This window comes from Pseudomonas sp. P4_C3 (assembly GCF_056402075.1).
Window position 1 is genome coordinate 1 of the sequence record NZ_JBFUIC010000530.1, and the last position, 1,946, is coordinate 1,946.

2 protein-coding genes are annotated in these 1,946 nt (G+C 61.3%); both read left to right on the plus strand.

Annotated features, from left to right (window positions below; translation table 11 throughout):
* The coding region (locus AC1DVH_RS30255) for a calcium-binding protein (protein WP_477756887.1) at positions 1 to 328 on the plus strand (328 nt) is incomplete at its 5' end.
* Positions 329 to 1,221: 893 nt separating this feature from the next.
* Positions 1,222 to 1,749 (plus strand): hypothetical protein, encoded by a 528-nt coding sequence (locus tag AC1DVH_RS30260; protein ID WP_477756888.1) that lies wholly within the window; start codon positions 1,222 to 1,224, stop codon positions 1,747 to 1,749.
* The last annotated feature ends 197 nt before the right edge of the window (positions 1,750 to 1,946 follow it).

Below are 1,946 nucleotides of genomic sequence, written 5' to 3' on the forward strand. Positions count from 1 at the left end.
CGTGATCGTGGGGGGGGCGGGTAATGACGTCCTCGTCGGTGGCGCAGGTAACGACGTGATGAGTGGCGGCGTCGCCGGCAACGATATCTTCGCGTTTGCCCCAGGCTTCGGCAACGATACGATCCTGAACTTCGGAACCAACCCGGCCGCAGGGCAGGACTTGCTCGATATCACGGGGATGGGGGTCACCAGCGCGGTGTTCGCGACCAACGTGAGCATAACGGCAGACGGGGCGGACACGCTGGTCGGGATCGGAGCGGACTCCATCCGCCTTGTGGGTGTCAGCAGTGCGACCGTTGATCAGACGGACTTCATTCTGGTCACTTGAGGTACTGGTCAGTACTGTCGCAGGGAGCGTGGACCGCGGAGGGGAGGGCAATGGATGCCCTCCCTTTCTCTTTTCACTCGATTGTCCATTGGCTATCGGGGGGGGGGGCAGCAGCGTTTACCTTCTGCCGCAAAGGTTCGTCAACGCTCTGGAAGTATCAGGTGTTGGATCTAGAGCGCATGGGGATGGACTGCTGCAACGATATGAAAAGCCCGACCGAGCAGTCGTGCCGGTTTTAACCATTCGGGTCAGGTTGAAGTTTTTGCGCAATCCATACGTCAGTCCTGATGCTCTTTTGTTGAACTCGGGCTGAAAGCACTTCTCCAAAGAGAGTGTGGGAATATTTCCCACGAGACGATGCTAGCTGGCTCTGAGGGATCGTGCGGATACCGCAGTTGCTCGTTTTTGCTGCAGACTTATGGCCGTGCCGGTTGGCTGGCCGCTCCAATGGGCGGCCGGGAACTCACTGGACWTTGCGTTCGATACGGAGATGACGACGCAACTCCAAGCGGAGGTGCATCATGCTGCTCAAGAAATGYTTGTTGGCTCTKGCAATTGGCGGGGTCCTGTCGGCATCGACKGTCCTGGTRCCYGATTACATCRGTAGTTTCTCCASCGTGYATGCCAAAGATGGCGGYAGCGGYGGAGGCGGTGGTGGTCACGGCGGTGGCGGCGGTGGCTCCGGCAGTGGAGGTTCCGGAGGTGGTGGTCACGGTGGTGATGGCGCAGGTGGTCACGGTGGCAACGGCCACGGAGAGGGTGGCGATCATGGTGCTGCAGGCCATGGCGCTGACGGTCATGGCGGCCCGGGGCGCGGCGACGCTGACCATGGTGGTATGGCCGGGAACAGAGGCCCAGGCAATGCGCGTGACAACGACGATGACCATGGTGGCATGGTCGGGAACAGAGGCCCGGGCAAAGCGCATGCCAACGACGATGACAACGATGCGGATAACGCCGCAGATGCAGCCAGGGAGGCCGCAGAAGACGCCGGGGACGCTGCGAGGGAGGCCGCAGAAGATGCCAGGGACGCAGCCAGAAACGACGCAGATGTAGCCCGGGACGCTGCAAGGGCTGATGCAGATGCAGCCCGGGATGCTGCAAAAGCTGCCGCAGATGCGGCCAGAGACGCCGCCAGGGCTGATGCGGATGCAGCGCGGGACGCTGCAAAAGCTGCTGGCGTACCGGACGCAGATGCAGCCCGGGACGCCGCCAGGGCCGCGGCAGATGCAGCCCGGGACGCCGCCAAGGCCGACGCAGATGCAGCCAGAGATGCCGCCAAGGCCGACGCAGATGCAGCCAGGAACGCTGCCAAAGTAGAGGCGAACGCAGCCAGAGAGGCTGCCAAAGTTGAGGCGAACGAAGCCAGAAAGGATGTGGCCGACGCCCCGGATTTCGACGCGGTTGAGGTGGAGAACTAAACCTGCACGTTCGGCAATGAACATGGCAGGCATACAGTAGAAAACGTCCCGGGAGCTTGAGGGACGTATTGGCAAAGAGTCGCAAGCCCTGAAGCGTCGTGGGGTTTGCGACTTTTTTTCGAAATCGTGTCGCGCGGTCAGAAACTGGCAGCAGTGTCAGTTGAATGAGTCTGGCTTGGTCTTGAGCGACCAATACC

Bases quoted from the DNA above. Each gene is read 5' to 3' on its own strand.
- AC1DVH_RS30260 (WP_477756888.1), top strand. From the start codon at position 1,222: ATGGTCGGGAACAGAGGCCCGGGCAAAGCGCATGCCAACGACGATGAC.